At 71.5% G+C, this 14,629-nt stretch carries 14 protein-coding genes; 11 read left to right on the forward strand and 3 right to left on the reverse strand.

The genetic code is table 11. The features are described 5' to 3' along the window. The first annotated feature begins 153 nt into the window (after positions 1-153). Entirely contained in the window at positions 154-621 is a 468-nt protein-coding gene (rplQ, locus tag STRNI_RS24015; protein ID WP_018090886.1) for a 50S ribosomal protein L17, read from the forward strand. A 97-nt stretch (positions 622-718) separates the two neighbouring features. Continuing rightward, positions 719-1,573, forward strand: coding sequence for a tRNA pseudouridine(38-40) synthase TruA (gene truA, locus STRNI_RS24020; RefSeq protein WP_093640399.1), 855 nt, complete (start codon positions 719-721; stop codon positions 1,571-1,573). 58 nt (positions 1,574-1,631) lie between these two features. Here truA and STRNI_RS24025 read toward each other — a convergent pair whose 3' ends face one another. Then, positions 1,632-2,501 (reverse strand): hypothetical protein, encoded by an 870-nt coding sequence (locus STRNI_RS24025; RefSeq protein ID WP_277411967.1) that lies wholly within the window; start codon positions 2,499-2,501, stop codon positions 1,632-1,634. Between the two features lie 56 nt (positions 2,502-2,557). Between STRNI_RS24025 and STRNI_RS24030 the strand changes: the two genes are divergently transcribed. From STRNI_RS24030 to glmM, 4 genes are all read left to right on the forward strand, one after another. After that, positions 2,558-4,183, forward strand: a complete 1,626-nt coding sequence (locus tag STRNI_RS24030; protein ID WP_277411968.1) for an ABC-F family ATP-binding cassette domain-containing protein — start codon at positions 2,558-2,560, stop codon at positions 4,181-4,183. A gap of 358 nt (positions 4,184-4,541) precedes the next feature. Further along, a complete protein-coding gene (rplM, locus tag STRNI_RS24035; protein ID WP_006604900.1) occupies positions 4,542-4,985 on the forward strand; it encodes a 50S ribosomal protein L13 in 444 nt (147 codons plus the stop codon). Positions 4,986-5,028: 43 nt separating this feature from the next. Continuing rightward, complete coding sequence (gene rpsI, locus STRNI_RS24040) at positions 5,029-5,541, forward strand: 30S ribosomal protein S9 (RefSeq protein ID WP_018090882.1); 513 nt, start codon at positions 5,029-5,031, stop codon at positions 5,539-5,541. A gap of 141 nt (positions 5,542-5,682) precedes the next feature. Beyond that, positions 5,683-7,041, forward strand: a complete 1,359-nt coding sequence (glmM, locus tag STRNI_RS24045; protein ID WP_277411969.1) for a phosphoglucosamine mutase — start codon at positions 5,683-5,685, stop codon at positions 7,039-7,041. Positions 7,042-7,153: 112 nt separating this feature from the next. On the opposite strand, the gene STRNI_RS24050 is transcribed toward glmM, so the two are convergent. Both STRNI_RS24050 and coaA read right to left on the reverse strand, forming a co-directional pair. Next, a complete protein-coding gene (locus STRNI_RS24050; RefSeq protein WP_277411970.1) occupies positions 7,154-8,092 on the reverse strand; it encodes a DUF389 domain-containing protein in 939 nt (312 codons plus the stop codon). A 14-nt stretch (positions 8,093-8,106) separates the two neighbouring features. Then, a complete protein-coding gene (gene coaA / locus STRNI_RS24055; protein WP_159487752.1) occupies positions 8,107-9,090 on the reverse strand; it encodes a type I pantothenate kinase in 984 nt (327 codons plus the stop codon). A 186-nt stretch (positions 9,091-9,276) separates the two neighbouring features. Between coaA and STRNI_RS24060 the strand changes: the two genes are divergently transcribed. From STRNI_RS24060 to STRNI_RS24080, 5 genes are all read left to right on the forward strand, one after another. Next, positions 9,277-9,555, forward strand: a complete 279-nt coding sequence (locus STRNI_RS24060) for a hypothetical protein (RefSeq protein WP_229838327.1) — start codon at positions 9,277-9,279, stop codon at positions 9,553-9,555. A 155-nt stretch (positions 9,556-9,710) separates the two neighbouring features. Further along, on the forward strand, positions 9,711-11,558 hold the full coding sequence (glmS, locus tag STRNI_RS24065) for a glutamine--fructose-6-phosphate transaminase (isomerizing) (protein WP_026169842.1): 1,848 nt from the start codon (positions 9,711-9,713) through the stop codon (positions 11,556-11,558). Further along, positions 11,555-11,923 (forward strand): holo-ACP synthase, encoded by a 369-nt coding sequence (locus STRNI_RS24070; RefSeq protein WP_018090870.1) that lies wholly within the window; start codon positions 11,555-11,557, stop codon positions 11,921-11,923. The genes glmS and STRNI_RS24070 overlap by 4 nt, the downstream gene beginning before the upstream one ends. Positions 11,924-12,275: 352 nt before the next feature. Further along, positions 12,276-13,700, forward strand: a complete 1,425-nt coding sequence (locus STRNI_RS24075) for an NAD(P)H-hydrate dehydratase (RefSeq protein WP_159487756.1) — start codon at positions 12,276-12,278, stop codon at positions 13,698-13,700. A 109-nt stretch (positions 13,701-13,809) separates the two neighbouring features. After that, the gene (locus STRNI_RS24080; RefSeq protein ID WP_093640414.1) at positions 13,810-14,628 is read left to right on the forward strand and encodes a L,D-transpeptidase family protein; all 819 of its coding nucleotides are present in this window, start codon (positions 13,810-13,812) and stop codon (positions 14,626-14,628) included. The last annotated feature ends 1 nt before the right edge of the window (position 14,629 follow it).

The raw sequence follows: 14,629 nt of genomic DNA on the forward strand, positions 1-14,629 counted from the left end.
GGCCGGTCGCGCAGTTCCCCGCGCCCCTTACAGGGCGCGGGGGTCCCGTCCCTCTCCTCGCGGGAGGGGCTGGTTGTTGCCGGTGAGCAACCGCTCACCGGGTCCTGACCTCGGTACCTGATACGGCCGGGGCAGATACCAAGGAGAAAGAAAATGCCGAAGCCCGCCAAGGGTGCCCGTCTGGGCGGCAGCGCTGCGCACGAGCGCCTCATGCTGCGCAACCTGGCCACCGCGCTCTTCGAGCACGGCCGCATCACGACGACCGAGGCCAAGGCCCGTCGTCTGCGTCCGTACGCGGAGCGTCTGGTGACCAAGGCGAAGAAGGGCGACCTTCACAACCGCCGTCAGGTCATGCAGCTGATCTCGGACAAGAGCGTCGTGCACACGCTCTTCACGGAGATCGCCCCGCGGTTCGAGAACCGCCCGGGTGGCTACACCCGTATCACCAAGATCGGTAACCGTCGTGGCGACAACGCTCCCATGGCCGTCATCGAGCTGGTGGAGGCGCTGACCGTGGCCCAGCAGGCCACCGGTGAGGCCGAGGCCGCGACCAAGCGTGCGGCCAAGGACGCGGAGGCGGCCACGGCTGCCGAGGCGACCGAGGAGTCGAAGGACGCCTGAGTCCTGACTGACGCGTGAGCGGGTTCGCCCTTCGGGGCGGGCCCGCTTTCGCGTTCGGGTGCGGGCGGCACCGCGCGGGGTTGAGAGGATTGCTGGTGTGAGTGACGAAGTGAAGCCGGGCCTGGTCCGGGTGCGGATGGACCTTTCCTACGACGGAAAGGACTTCTCCGGGTGGGCGAAGCAGGCCGGCGGGCGGCGGACCGTCCAGGGGGAGATCGAGGACGCGCTGCGGACGGTGACGCGCTCCGGGGAGACGTATGAGCTCACCGTGGCGGGCCGTACGGACGCGGGCGTGCATGCGCGGGGGCAGGTGGCGCATGTGGATCTGCCCGCGGAGCTGTGGGCCGAGCACCAGGACAAGCTGCTGCGGCGGCTGGCCGGGCGGCTGCCGAAGGACGTGCGGGTGTGGCGGCTCACCGAGGCGCCGTACGGGTTCAATGCGCGGTTCTCGGCGATCTGGCGGCGCTATGCGTACCGGGTGACCGATCACCACGGCGGGGTGGATCCGCTGCTGCGCGGCCATGTGCTGTGGCACGACTGGGAGCTGGACGTCGAGGCGATGAACGAGGCCTCCCGGCCGCTGCTGGGTGAGCACGACTTCGCGGCGTACTGCAAGCGGCGGGAGGGCGCGACGACGATCCGTACGCTCCAGGAGCTGAGCTGGGTGCGGGGCGCGGACGGGATCATCACGGCGACCGTGCGGGCGGATGCCTTCTGCCACAACATGGTGCGGTCGCTGGTCGGGGCGATGCTGTTCGTCGGGGACGGGCACCGGCCGGTGGAGTGGCCCGGCAAGGTGCTGGCCGCCGGGGTGCGGGACTCCGCCGTGCATGTCGTCCGGCCCCACGGTCTGACGCTGGAGGAGGTCGGCTATCCGGCCGACGATCTGCTGATGGCGCGCAACCAGGAGGCGCGGAACAAGCGGACGCTGCCGGCGGCCGGCTGCTGCTGAGCGGCGGCCCGGGCCGCCCGGTGGTGGCGCCGTCGGAAAGGCGGCGCCACCGGGGGCGTCAGGACTGGCCGGCCTTCTTCTGCGCGTCCTTGAGCTGCTGCTCGGCGGCCTTCGCGGCCTGGTCCTTGCCGCGCTGGGTGATCTGGCTGAACGCGTAGGCGCCGCCGTCCCGGGCGATCTGCTGGGCCTTGGTCTCGGTGCCGGTGACGTCCTTGCCGTTGAGGTAGCCGGCGATCGTGAAGTAGGCGTAGCGGCCGGTGGCGTTGGTCGCCATCCGGCACTTGGTTCCCTGGCAGAAGTCCGAGGGGACCCCGCCGCCGGGCAGCGGCATGAGGTTGGCCTTGTTCTCGTTCATGACCTTGGCGGCCTTGGCGGGCGAGTCGAAGACCGCGACGCCGATGGTGACCGCGACGCCGCCCTTGGAGTAGGTGGCACGCAGCAGCTGCCGGCAGCCGTTGTGGGACAGCGAGGAGACCAGCGGGCCCTGGGCGCCGGCGGTGCAGTCCTTGGTGGTGGCGGTCTTGGTGCGCGGGTAGCTGTGCTCGCCGACGACCATGCTCTTCTGCGCGAAGAGGGTGGCGGGTGTCAGCGGCGCCTTGTCCTTCTTGGGGTCGGAGATGTAGTCCCGCGGGTTGGGCGGGGGCGGGACCGAGACGTCCGGGAAGGACGGCTTGTCGTCCGGCACCGCGGCCTCGTCGGAGGCGGTGGGCCCCGCCGTCGGCTTGCCGCCCTTCGAGCCGCCGCTCGTCATGACGGCGGCGGTGACGATGCCGGCCACCGCGAGGGCGGCCAGCGCGCCGCCGCCGATCCACAGCCGGCGTTTGCGGCGGGTCTGTGCCTCACTCTCCTCGGCGAGTGCGCCCCAGTCCGGCGTCGACGACGAAGAACCCCCGGGGCCGTCGAACGGCCCGCCTTGCCCAAAGCTCATGCCGCGCATCCTAATGGGGTTGGTAGAAGGCTTGGAGGCCGGTCACAATCCCGCTCATGGGACATCTTGAGGCCGGACATCTGGAGTACTACCTCCCGGACGGGAGGGTCCTGCTGGGGGATGTGTCCTTCCGGGTGGGGGAGGGCGCGTCGGTCGCGCTGGTGGGAGCCAACGGCGCCGGCAAGACGACGCTGCTGCGGCTGATCGCGGGGGAGCTGCAGCCGCACGGCGGGGCGGTGACGGTCAGCGGCGGGCTGGGGGTGATGCCGCAGTTCGTGGGCTCCGTACGGGATGAGCGCACGGTGCGTGACCTGCTGGTTTCCGTGGCGCAGCCGCGGATCAGGGAGGCGGCCGCCGCGGTGGACGCCGCCGAGCTGGCGATCATGACCGCCGAGGACGACGACGAGGCCGCGCAGATGGCCTACGCCCAGGCACTCAGCGACTGGGCCGAGGCGCGCGGCTACGAGGCCGAGGCCGCATGGGACATCTGCACGACGGCGGCGCTGGGGATGCCGTACGAGAAGGCGCAGTGGCGGCAGGTGCGGACGCTCTCGGGCGGTGAGCAGAAGCGGCTCGTGCTGGAGGCACTGCTGCGCGGGCCCGACGAGGTGCTGCTGCTCGACGAGCCGGACAACTACCTCGACGTCCCCGGGAAGCGGTGGCTGGAGCAGCAGCTGCGGGAGACGCGGAAGACGGTGCTGTTCGTCTCGCACGACCGGGAGCTGCTGGCCCGCGCCGCGGAGAAGATCGTCAGCGTGGAGCCGGGGCCGGCGGGCTCCGACGTCTGGGTGCACGGCGGCGGGTTCGGCACGTACCACGAGGCCCGGCGCGAGCGCTTCGCCCGCTTCGAGGAGCTGCGGCGGCGCTGGGACGAGAAGCATGTGCAGCTCAAGCAGCTCGTGAACATGCTCAAGAACAAGGCCGCCTTCAACGACGGCCTCGCCTCCCGCTATCAGGCCGCGCAGACCCGGCTGCGGAAGTTCGAGGAGGCCGGGCCGCCGCAGGAGCCGCCGCGGGAGCAGGAGATCACGATGCGGCTGCGCGGCGGCCGCACCGGTGTCCGCGCCCTCACGGCGAAGGACCTGGAGCTGACCGGCCTGATGAAGCCGTTCTCGCTGGAGGTCTTCTACGGCGAGCGGGTCGCGGTCCTGGGGTCCAACGGCTCGGGCAAGTCGCACTTCCTGCGGCTGCTCGCCGGGGACGACGTACGGCACACGGGGGAGTGGAAGCTCGGGGCGCGCGTCGTGCCCGGTCACTTCGCGCAGACCCATGCGCATCCCGAGCTGGAGGGCCGCACCCTGTTGGACATCCTCTGGAAGGAACATGCCAAGGACCGGGGCGGCGCCATGTCCGTCCTGCGCCGCTACGAGCTGGAGAAGCAGGCCGAGCAGCGCTTCGACCGGCTCTCCGGCGGCCAGCAGGCACGCTTCCAGATCCTGCTGCTGGAGCTGTCCGGTACGACCGCCCTGCTGCTCGACGAGCCGACCGACAACCTGGACCTGGAGTCGGCGGAGGCGCTGCAGGAGGGGCTGGAGGCGTACGAGGGGACGGTGGTCGCGGTCACCCACGACCGGTGGTTCGCCCGGTCCTTCGACCGGTTCCTGGTGTTCGGGTCGGACGGGCTGGTGCGGGAGACGGCGGAGCCGGTGTGGGACGAGCGGCGGGTGGAGCGGTCGCGGTAGGCGCGGCGGGCCGGGCGGTGCGCCGGCGGTGCGGGTGAGTACCGTGAGACGGGTGATACTCACGGTCACCGTGACAGCGTCGGCGGACCGGGACCGCACGCCGGTTCGGGGGGCGTTTTGACCCCACCGGGGCCGGGCCGGTATTCTGCCTGTTCGTTATGCGTATTGGCTTGCTCTATCTCACGTGAGGGGGCCCTTACGCGGTCCACCGGGCCGATGACCAGCGACGGACGATCGGGTTGCGTCACCCGTAGTGCCGCTCCTGCTGGTGTGATCGGCAGCGGTGACCAGTACAGGACCCGTCCCCGCGGCCTCAGGCCCTGGGGATACCCCACCTCTGAAGAAGCGAAGGCTAACCGTGCGTACGTTCAGCCCCAAGCCCGGCGATGTCCAGCGCCAGTGGCACATCATTGACGCGCAGGACGTTGTCCTGGGCCGTCTGGCCACCCAGGCCGCGTCCCTCCTGCGGGGTAAGCACAAGCCCGTCTACGCGCCGCACGTTGACATGGGTGACTTCGTCATCATCGTCAACGCCGACAAGGTGCACCTGTCCGGCAACAAGCGGACCCAGAAGATGGCCTACCGCCACTCGGGCTTCCCGGGCGGTCTGCGCTCCGTCCGCTACGACGAGCTGCTCGACAAGAACCCCGAGAAGGCCGTCGAGAAGGCCATCAAGGGCATGCTCCCCAAGAACACCCTCGGCCGTCAGATGCTCTCGAAGCTGAAGGTCTACGCGGGCGCTGAGCACCCGCACGCTGCGCAGCAGCCGGTCCCGTTCGAGATCACCCAGGTCGCGCAGTAAGTCCGGCCACCCCCTAAGACGACAGAGAATTCTGAGGAGCATCGTGGCCGAGACCACTCCCGAGACCGTCATCGAGAACGACGACGCCGTCGAGGAATACACCACTGAGACCGAGGTCGTGGAGTCGGAGTACACCTCCGAGTCCCTCGCCTCCCGCTTCGGCGACCCGCAGCCGGCCGCCGGCCTGGGCCGTCGCAAGAACGCCATCGCCCGCGTCCGGATCGTCCCGGGCACCGGCCAGTGGAAGATCAACGGTCGCACCCTTGAGGGTTACTTCCCCAACAAGGTGCACCAGCAGGAAGTCAACGAGCCCTTCAAGGTGCTCGAGCTCGACAACCGCTACGACGTTGTCGCCCGCATCTCCGGCGGCGGCATCTCCGGCCAGGCCGGTGCGCTGCGCCTGGGCGTGGCCCGTGCGCTGAACGAGGCGGACGTGGACAACAACCGCGGCGCGCTGAAGAAGGCCGGATTCCTCAAGCGTGACGACCGTGCGGTCGAGCGCAAGAAGGCCGGTCTGAAGAAGGCCCGCAAGGCGCCGCAGTACAGCAAGCGCTAATCGCGCGCGCTGCACCATGCAGCATCTTGGCGAACGCCCCGGTGGCACCTCCGTGCTGCCGGGGCGTTCGGCTATCCACGACCAGGGGCGTATACCTGGACTTAATGCTCTGGTCCAAGCTCATCTACTCGGAGGACACCAGTGGGACGACTCTTCGGCACGGACGGTGTGCGCGGCGTCGCCAATGCGGATCTGACGGCGGAGCTGGCGCTCGGTCTGTCGGTCGCTGCGGCGCATGTGCTCGCGGAAGCCGGCACATTCGAAGGTCACCGGCCGGTGGCGGTGGTCGGACGCGATCCACGCGCGTCCGGTGAGTTCCTGGAGGCCGCGGTCGTCGCGGGCCTGGCCAGCGCCGGCGTGGACGTGCTGCGGGTGGGGGTGCTCCCGACCCCGGCGGTCGCGTATCTGACCGGCTCGCTCGGCGCGGACCTGGGCGTGATGCTCTCCGCCAGCCACAACCCGATGCCCGACAACGGCATCAAGTTCTTCGCCCGCGGCGGCCACAAGCTCGCTGACGAGCTGGAGGACCGTATCGAGCAGACCTACCGCGCCCACAGCTCCGGCGAGCCCTGGGAGCGGCCGACCGGTGCCGGCGTGGGCCGGGTCACCGTCTATGACGAGGGCTTCGACAACTATGTCGCGCACCTCGTCGGCGTGCTGCCCAACCGTCTGGACGGGCTGAAGATCGTCATCGATGGCGCACACGGCGCGGCGGCGCGGGTCTCGCCCGAGGCGTTCGCGCGGGCCGGCGCCGATGTCATCACGATCGGCACCGACCCCGACGGCCTGAACATCAACGACGGCTGCGGCTCCACCCACCTGCAGCTGCTGCGTGCCGCCGTCGTCGAGCACGGCGCCGACCTGGGTGTCGCCCACGACGGCGACGCGGACCGCTGCCTGGCCGTGGACCGCGACGGCAACGAGGTCGACGGCGACCAGATCCTGGCCGTCCTGGCGCTCGGCATGCGCGAGGCGGGCACGCTGCGCAAGAACACCGTCGTCGCCACCGTCATGTCCAACCTGGGCTTCAAGCTGGCCATGGAGCGCGAGGGCATCGACCTCGTCCAGTCCGCGGTCGGCGACCGGTACGTCCTGGAGGAGATGAAGGCGCACGGCTTCGCGCTGGGCGGCGAGCAGTCCGGGCACGTCATCGTGCTGGACCACGCCACCACCGGCGACGGCACGCTGACCGGTCTGATGCTGGCCGCGCGGCTCGCCGCGACCGGCCGGCCGCTGGCCGAGCTGGTGGGCGTCATGGAGCGGCTGCCGCAGATCCTGATCAACGTCCCCGACGTCGACAAGTCCCGGGTGGCCACCTCGCCCGAGGTGACCGCTGCGGTCGGCGAGGCGGAGCGGGAGCTGGGCGCCACCGGGCGGGTGCTGCTGCGGCCGTCCGGTACGGAGCCGCTGGTGCGCGTGATGGTGGAGGCGGCGGACATCGAGCAGGCCCGTGCGGTGGCCGAGCGGCTGGCGGACGCGGTCAAGTCGGCGCTGGGATGAGTGCCGTACGCGGTGGCCGCGGCCGCCGTTGACGCACCGCGGGTTCCGCGGAGTTCTCCGGCCTCGCCCCGGGGTGGCAGCTGCCACCCCGGGGCGAGGCCGTTTTGTGGCGCTAGCGGGCCACCGGCTGGGCGCCGTGCCGGGCCCACAGGAGCTTCTGGGTGACCAGGGTGAGGGTGCCGGCGATCACGATGCCCGCCAGGTTCAGGACGAGCTGGGTGGAGGAGCCCCAGGTCTGCGGGTAGTCGCCGTAGGCGAAGGCGACCGCGGCGTTGGCGGCGGCGGGGACGGTCGTGACGGAGATGGCCACGCCCACCAGGGCGCCGGACTTCGCCGAGGTCAGCGAGAGGGTGCCGGCGACACCGGCGAGGAAGGCCACCACGAACGACATCCAGTCCGGCTGCCAGATGAACGACGTATTGGGGCGCGGGCCCCCGGCCTTCTGCTCGGTGAACAGCCCCACCGCGTCCATGAAGTAGCTGAAGCCGCAGGTCAGCACCATGGCCAGGGCGAAGCCGCCGATCAGCGCCACCAGCGAGCGCCAGGCCAGCCGCGGAGCGCGCCGGACCAGGGCGGTGGAGATCCCCGCCAGCGGGCCGAACTCGGGGCCGACCGCCATCGCGCCGACGATCAGGATGGCGTTGTCCAGGACCACACCGCAGGCCGCGATCATCGTGGCGAGGGTCAGGAACGCGAGGTAGGTGGCCGAGAGCGTGGACTCCTCGTGGGTGGCGTCGGTCAGCGACTCCCACAGGACGGCGTCCGCGCCCTCGCCGGGTGCCTCGTCCGCCGCCCGGTCGGCGCGCCGGGACAGCGACAGATCGATGTGCTCCAGGGCGATCGAACCGGTCTTGTCGAGGCCCGTCTCCCGCAGCCGGGCCAGCAGTCCGTCACCGGCTTCCCGCGCGACATCGCACATCACCACATCGCCCCGCGGATCACGGGCCGCCCCGCTCAGCACGACGAGATGGGCCGTCCCGACGGTCTCCTCCAGCAGCTGGAGCACCTCGTCCGTACGGTCCGCAGGGACGATCAGGCGCAGATGCAGCACGGCGTTCGCCTTCCCTAGAGCTTGCGCAACGACAGCCGTTGCACCTTGTGGTCCGGCCCCTTGCGCAGCACCAGGTTGGCGCGGCCGCGGGTCGGGGCGACGTTCTGCTGCAGATTGGGCTTGTTGACGGTGCGCCAGATCATGCGCGCATAGTCGAGGGCCTCGTCCTCGGAGACCTGGGTGTACTTGCGGAAGTACGAGAACGGGTTCTGGAAGGCGGTCTCGCGCAGCTTGCGGAAGCGGCCCAGGTACCACTTCTCGATGTCCTCGGTGCGGGCGTCGACGTAGACGGAGAAGTCGAAGAAGTCGGCGAGCCCGAGGCGGGTGCGGCCGTCCTTGCCGGGCAGCGCCGGCTGGAGGACGTTGAGGCCCTCGACGATGAGGATGTCGGGGCGCTGCACGGTCAGCTGCTCGCCCGGCACGATGTCGTAGATCAGGTGGGAGTAGACCGGTGCGGTGACCTCGGCCCTGCCGGACTTCACATCCGCGACGAAGCGGGTCAGCGCCCGCCGGTCGTAGGACTCCGGGAAGCCCTTGCGGGACATCAGACCGCGCCGGTGCAGCTCGGCGTTGGGGAAGAGGAACCCGTCGGTGGTGACCAGCTCGACGCGCGGATGCTCGGGCCATCGGGCCAGCAGCGCCTGCAGCAGCCGGGCGGTGGTGGACTTCCCCACCGCCACGCTGCCCGCGACCCCGATGACGAACGGGGTGCCGGGCTGGGGGCCGCTGCCCACGTCGCCGAGGAAGGTGTTCAGCGCACCGCGCAGATTGCTGCTGGCGCCGACATAGAGGTTGAGGAGCCGGGACAGCGGGAGATAGACATCGCGCACCTCGTCGAGGTCGATGACATCGCCCAGGCCACGCAGCTGTTCGACCTCGTCGGCCGTCAGGGGCAGCGGGGTCTTCTCCCGCAGGGCGCTCCACTGTGCGCGCGTCAGATCGACGTACGGGGAGCTGTCGGCGCGGCGTCGTTGCTGCGGATCGGTCGTCAGGGGCACGCGCCCATTGTGCGCAGCCGCCACACACCGTTCATCTCGGGGTGCCGGCCGGCGCGGTCTTGTGGACGTCGGGCCCGGCTCGGGTGCTTCTCAGCCTGGTCGTCTGTACCCGGCGGATATTGCCCGGTACCGTCGGTGACGGGGAGAGGCCCGGCTCCGGGCCTCTGGACGAATCAGGGGGTGCGTGTGCGCGCGCGTAAGGCCGGTCTGCTGGGACAGCGGCCGTGGGGGAGGACCGCCGGAGCGAACGGCGGCCGGGGAACGGACACCGCGTCGGACTGCTTCGCAGCCAGGGTCCACGCCGAGCTGGCGGAGGACCTCCCGGACGAGGATCTGGGCGAGGACCTCGCCGACGTCCTGGAACGCTACGAGCCGGGCACCGGCCCCGGCGCGGACGCGGAGGCGGACGAGGAGTTCCTGGAGACGGTGCGGGAGGCGCAGGAGCGGATACAGCGGGGGTATTGAGGGGGCGGTGGGCTCCCGCCCCGGTCCCTGCCGGAACCCGTGTGTGTAGCAAGGGCGGCTGGTGGTCTGCCCGTTCGGGAAGGGCGGGCAGCGGCCGGTGAGCTGGGTGCGTGGTCGTACGTGGTGCCGTAGGGCGTGGCGCGTACGCTGCCTGCATGTGCGGAATCGTGGGATATGTGGGCGGGCAGAGCGCCCTTGATGTCGTCCTGGCCGGGCTGAAGCGGCTGGAGTACCGCGGGTATGACTCCGCGGGGGTGGCCGTGCTGGCGGACGGTGGTCTGGCGGCGGCCAAGAAGGCCGGGAAGCTCGCCAACCTGGAGAAGGAGCTGGCGGACCGTCCGTTGCCGGCCGGTTCGACGGGTATCGGGCACACCCGGTGGGCCACTCACGGCGGGCCCACCGACGAGAACGCCCACCCGCATCTGGACAACGCCGGCCGGGTCTCGGTCGTGCACAACGGCATCATCGAGAACTTCGCCGGGCTGCGCGCCGAACTCACCGACCGCGGGCATGAGTTGGCGTCCGAGACGGACACCGAGGTCGTGGCGCATCTGCTCGCCGAGGCCTATTCGTCCTGCGGGGAGCTGGCCGAGTCGATGCGGCAGGTGTGCCGGCGGCTGGAGGGCGCGTTCACGCTGGTCGCGGTGCATGCCGATGAGCCGGATGTGGTCGTCGGAGCGCGCCGTAACTCGCCGCTGGTGGTCGGTGTCGGGGACGGCGAGGCCTTCCTGGCCTCGGATGTGGCGGCGTTCATCGCGCACACCCGTGAGGCGATCGAGCTGGGCCAGGACCAGGTCGTGGAGCTGCGCCGGGACGGTGTGACGGTCACCGACTTCGACGGGGTGCCCGCCGAGGTGCGGGAGTACCACGTCGACTGGGACGCCTCGGCCGCCGAGAAGGGCGGCTACGACTACTTCATGCTGAAGGAGATCGCGGAGCAGCCGAAGGCCGTCGCGGACACGCTGCTGGGGCGGATCGACGGGTCGGGCGTGCTGTCGCTGGACGAGGTGCGGATCCCGCCGGAGGTGCTGCGCGAGGTCGACAAGGTCGTCATCGTGGCGTGCGGGACGGCGTACCACGCGGGGATGATCGCCAAGTACGCGATCGAGCACTGGACCCGGATCCCGTGCGAGACGGAGCTGGCGAGTGAGTTCCGCTACCGCGATCCGATCCTGGACCGGCACACGCTGGTCATCGCGATCAGCCAATCCGGCGAGACGATGGACACCCTGATGGCGCTGCGGCATGCGCGGGAGCAGGGCGCGAAGGTGCTCGCCATCTGCAACACGAACGGGTCGACCATCCCGCGGGAGTCGGACGCGGTGCTGTACACGCACGCCGGGCCCGAGGTGGCGGTCGCCTCCACGAAGGCGTTTCTGACCCAGCTGGTGGCCTGCTATCTGGTGGCGCTGTACGTCGCGCAGGTGCGGGGCACGAAGTGGGGCGACGAGATCCGGGACGTGGTGCGCGAACTGGCGGCCATCGGCACCCAGGTCGAGCAGGTGCTGGGCACGATGGAGCCGGTACGGGAGCTGGCGCGCTCCCTCGCCGACAAGAACACGGTGCTCTTCCTCGGGCGGCATGTGGGCTATCCGGTGGCGCTGGAGGGTGCGCTGAAGCTCAAGGAGCTCGCGTACATGCACGCGGAGGGCTTCGCGGCCGGGGAGCTCAAGCACGGGCCGATCGCGTTGATCGAGGACGATCTGCCGGTGGTGGTGGTCGTGCCGTCGCCGCGGGGGCGGTCCGTGCTGCACGACAAGATCGTGTCGAACATCCAGGAGATCCGGGCCCGGGGGGCGCGCACGATCGTGATCGCGGAGGAGGGGGACGAGACGGTGGTGCCGTACGCGGATCACCTCGTACGGATCCCGCGGACGCCGGTGCTGCTGCAGCCGCTGGTGTCCACGGTCCCGCTGCAGGTCTTCGCCTGCGAGCTGGCCACCGCTCGCGGCAACGAGGTCGACCAGCCGCGCAACCTCGCCAAGTCGGTGACGGTGGAATGATCATCGGGGTCGGGATCGATGTCGCCGAGATCGACCGCTTCGGCGAGGCGCTGAAGCGTACGCCGGAGCTGGCGCGGCGGCTGTTCATCGACGAGGAGCTGATGCTGCCGAGTGGTGAACGGCGCGGTATCGCCTCCTTGGCGGCGCGGTTCGCCGCCAAGGAGGCGCTGGCCAAGGCGCTCGGGGCGCCGGGCGGGCTGCACTGGACCGATGCCGAGGTGTATGTCGAGGACAGCGGGCAGCCGCGGCTGCGGGTGCAGGGGACGGTCGAGGCGCGGGCGGTGGAGCTCGGGGTGCGGTCGTGGCATGTGTCGATGAGTCATGACGCGGGGGTGGCTTCTGCTGTGGTGATTGCGGAGGGGTGAGGCACGGCCGCGGCGCCTGCCCTTGTGGTGCGGGCGCGCCCCGAGCGTTGTGGTGCGGGGACGGGCCTCCGGAGGCGGTGTCAGGACTGCTTCGCTTTACGTCCTGACACCGCCTCCTCCGGCCCGTCCCCTTCCGTGTGTTCGGCGGTGTCGGGCCGTGGGGGGCCGGGGCCGGGGGAGGACGTGCGGGGTGCTGCTTCGGGTGGCGGGGAGGTAGGTGGTCGCCGTCCCCTCCTCGGCTCGCCCCCCAACTCTCCCCCAGGGGCTGTGCCGGTCCCTCGGATCACGGACTGGCCTGCCCGGTGGGGGGAAATGCGGGTCGGCCGGTGGGTGAGGGGTGAGACTGGGCGGTATGAGGACTGCTTACAGCGTGGAGACCGTGCGGGGCGCGGAGCGGGAGCTCATGGGGCGGTTGCCCGAAGGGGCTCTGATGCAGCGGGCGGCGGCCGGACTGGCCGTGGCCTGTGGGGAGTTGCTGGGGCGGGTGTACGGCAGCCGGGTGGTGCTGCTGGTGGGCAGCGGTGACAACGGCGGGGACGCGCTGTACGCCGGTGCCCGGCTGGCCCGGAGAGGGGCCGGGGTGGTGGCCGTGCTGCTGTCGCCCGAACGGGCCCATCAGGGCGGGCTGGCCGCGCTGCGGGCGGCCGGGGGGCGGGTTTCGGACGATGCGCTGCGGGACATCGGACGGGCCGATCTGGTCGTGGACGGCATCGTCGGGATCGGGGGGCGGGGCGGGCTGCGCCCGGAGGCCGCGCAACTCGCCCGGGCCGCATGGGAGTCGGCGCGGGTGGTGGCGGTCGATCTGCCCAGCGGTGTGGACGCGGACAGCGGTGAGGTGCACGGGGACGCCGTACGGGCCGATGCGACGGTGACGTTCGGCGCGTACAAGCCGGGGCTGCTGATCGATCCGGCGCGGGAGCGGGCGGGCGCGCTGCGGCTGGTGGACATCGGGCTCACGCTGCCGGAGGACGCCGAGATGGAGGCGCTGCAGCATGCGGACGTGGCGGATCTGCTGCCGCGTCCGGTGCCCGAGAGCGACAAGTACCGGCGGGGCGTGGTCGGGGTGGTCGCCGGCTCCGCGCGGTATCCGGGGGCGGCGGTGCTCGCGGTGGCGGGCGCGTTGCGGGGCGGCGCGGGGGCCGTGCGGTATGTCGGGCCGGCCGCCGAGGCGGTGCTGGCGCACTTCCCGGAGACGCTGGTGCATCCCGGGCCGCCGGACAAGGCGGGCCGGGTGCAGGCGTGGGTGATCGGGCCCGGCATCGGGGAGGAGGCGGACGCGCTGGAGGAGGTGCTGGCGGCGGAGGTGCCGGTGCTGGTGGACGCGGACGGTCTGCGGTTCCTGTCGCCGCAGCGAACCCGGGAGCGGACGGCCGAGACGTTGCTGACGCCGCATGCGGGGGAGGCCGCCGCGCTGCTCGGACGCGGGCGCGAGGAGGTCGAGGCGGCACGGCTGGCCTCCGTACGGGAGTTGGCGGCGCAATACGGTGCCACGGTGCTGCTCAAGGGCTCGACGACGCTGGTGGCGGAGGCGGACGGTCCGGTACGGGTCAACCCCACCGGGACCAGCTGGCTGGCTACGGCCGGGAGCGGGGACGTGCTGTCGGGGGTGACCGGGTCGCTGCTCGCCGCGGGACTCCCGGCGCGGGACGCGGGTTCCGTCGGCGCGTATCTGCACGGGCTGGCGGCCCGCCGCGCGGCCGGGCCGGCCGGGGCGCCGATCCTGGCCTCGGAGGTCGCCGCCCATCTGGACGCCGCCTGGCGTGATGTGACGGACTGACAGCTGCCGGTGCGGCCGTTACGCCCCGCGGGGGAACGGTGCGGGCACCAGGGCGAACCTGGTGCCCGGTGGGCTTGTACGACCGCGCGGTCACGGCATGCGTGAGGGCATGAAACGCACCTTTTCCGCGCTGCTGGTCTGCGCCTCGCTCCTCGTTGTCGCCGGGCCGCCCGCGGTGGCCGTGGCGCCGTCGCCCGCGGTGGCCGTGACGCCCCCGTCCGCCGCGTACCGACTGCCCGACCTGGTTCCCGGGATCCCGCGCGCGGGGCGGGAGGCAGCCGGGTCGCGGCACATCGAGTACGTGCCGCGGTCCGAGGCGGCGCACGCCGGCACCAGGGCGCTGCGGTGCAGCGCCTCCACCGGGCCCTACCAGCGGCAGGCGGAGCGCTATCTGGGGCGGCAGGTGGACGGGCGGCAGAGCACGGGGGACTGCCGGGCGATCCGGCGGTTCCAGCAGGCGCACCGCATCGCGCCGGCGACCGGATTCGCGGGACCGGTCACCGGGGCGACGGTGCGGCTGATGCGGGCCAAGAAGGACCCCAACCGGGCCGGGCACTGCCCGGACCTTCCCCAGCGGACCGCGTGTGTCGATCTGAACCGGCAGCTGATGTGGGTGCAGCAGAGCGGGCGGGTGATCCTCGAACCGGTGGTGATCCGGTCGGGCGCGCCGACGATGGAGACCCGCACCGGTTCGTACCGGATCTATCTGCGGCACCGGCGCCACATCTCGAACCTGTACGGCACGCGGATGCCGTACGCCCAGTTCTTCGACCGCGGGGAGGCGCTGCACGGCGTCTACGAGGACATCTTCTCGGGGCCCGGCTCGCACGGCTGCGTCAACCTCACCATGACGGACGCGCGGAGGGCGTGGGAAGTGCTGCGGAAGGGCGACACCGTGTACGTCTGGGGGCGGAAGCCCGGCGTGTGAG

Source organism: Streptomyces nigrescens (genome assembly GCF_027626975.1).
GTDB classification, from domain to species: domain Bacteria; phylum Actinomycetota; class Actinomycetes; order Streptomycetales; family Streptomycetaceae; genus Streptomyces; species Streptomyces nigrescens.

What these genes read in the sequence shown, in the direction of transcription:
- rplQ (WP_018090886.1), top strand. Translation starts at nt 154, where the DNA reads ATGCCGAAGCCCGCCAAGGGTGCCCGTCTGGGCGGCAGCGCTGCGCAC.
- STRNI_RS24030 (WP_277411968.1), top strand. Translation starts at nt 2,558, where the DNA reads ATGGGACATCTTGAGGCCGGACATCTGGAGTACTACCTCCCGGACGGG.
- STRNI_RS24075 (WP_159487756.1), top strand. Translation starts at nt 12,276, where the DNA reads ATGAGGACTGCTTACAGCGTGGAGACCGTGCGGGGCGCGGAGCGGGAG.
- STRNI_RS24025 (WP_277411967.1), bottom strand. Translation starts at nt 2,501, where the DNA reads ATGAGCTTTGGGCAAGGCGGGCCGTTCGACGGCCCCGGGGGTTCTTCG.
- glmS (WP_026169842.1), top strand. Translation starts at nt 9,711, where the DNA reads ATGTGCGGAATCGTGGGATATGTGGGCGGGCAGAGCGCCCTTGATGTC.
- STRNI_RS24070 (WP_018090870.1), top strand. Translation starts at nt 11,555, where the DNA reads ATGATCATCGGGGTCGGGATCGATGTCGCCGAGATCGACCGCTTCGGC.
- STRNI_RS24080 (WP_093640414.1), top strand. Translation starts at nt 13,810, where the DNA reads ATGAAACGCACCTTTTCCGCGCTGCTGGTCTGCGCCTCGCTCCTCGTT.